The organism is Enterobacillus tribolii, assembly GCF_003363015.1.
In the GTDB taxonomy this organism is placed as follows: domain Bacteria; phylum Pseudomonadota; class Gammaproteobacteria; order Enterobacterales; family Enterobacteriaceae; genus Enterobacillus; species Enterobacillus tribolii.
In genome coordinates this window covers 1-1040 of the sequence record NZ_QRAP01000039.1, presented here as the reverse complement: position 1 = coordinate 1040, position 1040 = coordinate 1, and the positions used below count along the sequence as shown (strand labels likewise).

The window sequence follows — 1040 nt, the reverse complement described above, 5'->3', positions numbered from 1 at the left end:
GTGTAGTCGGCGCCGTTCACCGTCACCGTCACCGTCTGCCCCGCTTCCGCGTTGCTGGTGCCGGTCAGCGTCAGCGCCTGGCCGTGTTCGGCCGCATTAAGGATATTGTCGCCGGCAACCGGGTCGATGGTCAGCGTCGGGGCCGTGGTATCGACCACAAGTTCCTGCGCCGCCGAGGCCGTGTTGCCCGCCTGGTTCACCACGCTCACCTGCACCTGGTCCGCGCCTTCGCGCAGCCCGGCCATATCAGCGGCCGGCACCGTGACGCTCCAGCTGCCGTCCGCCTGAACCACCGCGTCATAGCTGTGACCGGCGAACACCACCTTCACCACCTGACCGGCTTCCACGTTCTGCGTGGCGCCGTTGAGCACCAGGTCGGCACCTTTTTCAGTTGCGTTGATGACGTTGTCCAGCGCCACGGTGTTGATGGACACCGCCACCTCGCTCAGGTCGACCGTCACCTGGCTGTCCGTGATACTTACCGGGTTGCCGCTGGCGCTGGCCGCCTCCGCCGTGATGGTCAGCGTTCCCGCCGGCCAGGCCGAGACATCCGCCGCCGGCACGCTAACGCTCCAGGTGCCGTCCTGACCCACCGTAGCCGGGTAGCTGACGCCGTTGACCGTGACCGTCACCACGTTACCCGCCGGCACGTCGCTGCTGGTGCCGCTGATAATCACCGGCTGCTGATGCTCGATGGCGTTGACGATGTCGTCGCCCGCCACCGTGTCGATACGCAGGCCCGGCAGGTCAGCGTCGATGGTGAAGTCGCGGCTGCCCGTGCCGGTATTGCCGTGGCCGTTGGTCACGCTGACGTTCACCGTGATGCTGCCGTCGCCCAGCGCCTTAAGCGCGTCGCTGTCAACGCTCACGCTCCAGGTGCCGTCCGCGTTCACCGTGGTGGTGTAGGTCTGACCGCCCAGAACAATAGTGACGATATCGTCCGGCGCCGCGCCGCTGACCTTACCGCTCAGCGTCTGCCCGCTGTTGACTTCCGCCAGGTTCAGCACGTCGTCGCTGGTCACCGGGTTAAGGGTGATGGT

Annotated in this window: 1 protein-coding gene; it reads right to left on the bottom strand. The window is 66.5% G+C overall.

The annotated features are described in order from the left end of the window. Positions 1 to 1040 (bottom strand): Ig-like domain-containing protein (locus tag C8D90_RS21915; RefSeq protein WP_115460562.1); only part of this gene is annotated, 1040 nt, incomplete at both ends.